1 protein-coding gene is annotated in these 907 nt (G+C 32.3%); it reads left to right on the top strand.

Annotated features, from left to right (window positions below; genetic code table 11):
• Positions 1 to 255: 255 nt before the first annotated feature.
• Entirely contained in the window at positions 256 to 759 is a 504-nt protein-coding gene (locus OO013_RS20095; RefSeq protein WP_266058921.1) for a hypothetical protein, read from the top strand.
• Positions 760 to 907: the final 148 nt, after the last annotated feature.

The raw sequence follows: 907 nt of genomic DNA, 5'->3' as shown, positions 1-907 counted from the left end.
CACTCCATTGACGCTTGTGAACATCAATTCCAATGAATAACTTTAATCCTGTTCCCATGGTGTTTTTCGTTTGTTTTACCCTTATTTTACGGGTTCGGATTATATCATGGGAACTATAAAGTTATGGCGGCTGTAGAGTCAGCTCAAGCGCCGGATTCTCGCTGGATTTCACTGTCCTATCGGACGCGAAATCGGCACGATAATCCGCCACAAACTCATACATCGAACGTTACCTGCAATTAATATCAATTAACAATGAGACTATTTTTTATATCAATTTTAATTTTATTTCTTTCAACTAATATTTTTGGACAGAATAGGGACAGAATTAGGAGCTCACTTGATTCGATAGCTTTATTAATCAATGAATTACCAAAATCACCTGACATCATTAGTGATAGTAAATATGAATTTAAATATAGTGATGATCTGAAGTCAATCCGGATTATAGATTTACACTTTGTAAAGAATAGCAACTCTAAGAGACCGGATCATAACGTTTATACTTTCAATTTAAGTGATATAGATCCAGATGCAGTAATTATTAAGAAGTCAGATAAGAATAAAGAATTCAGGATTAAACTAACTACTAAAAACAATAAAATAGGAATTAAACAAAAAGTATATGTAAATGGAAAACCAGGTGCTAATGCTAACCAATATAGTATGACACTTGGACCATGGACATATGAGTACCTTAAAGATGGTGAATTAATAACTTTACTTTTTAGAGATGCTATTAAGGAATCATCAAAATAAAACTAGTATAAATAAAAGCAGGTAACAGTATGTTCCATGAATAATCCCTTCCCTTTAATTTAACTACAATTCACTGATATTCAATAACTTTTCTTTTTGTTTTTATCCTTTTAGCTCTTTTTCAAATGAGTGATAGCGGTCAAGGCCG

This window comes from Mangrovivirga halotolerans, assembly GCF_026241165.1.
Classification (GTDB): Bacteria; Bacteroidota; Bacteroidia; order Cytophagales; family Cyclobacteriaceae; genus Mangrovivirga; species Mangrovivirga halotolerans.
This window is presented reverse-complemented; position numbering and strand designations above follow the sequence as displayed.

What these genes read in the sequence shown, in the direction of transcription:
- OO013_RS20095 (WP_266058921.1), top strand. Translation starts at nt 256, where the DNA reads ATGAGACTATTTTTTATATCAATTTTAATTTTATTTCTTTCAACTAAT.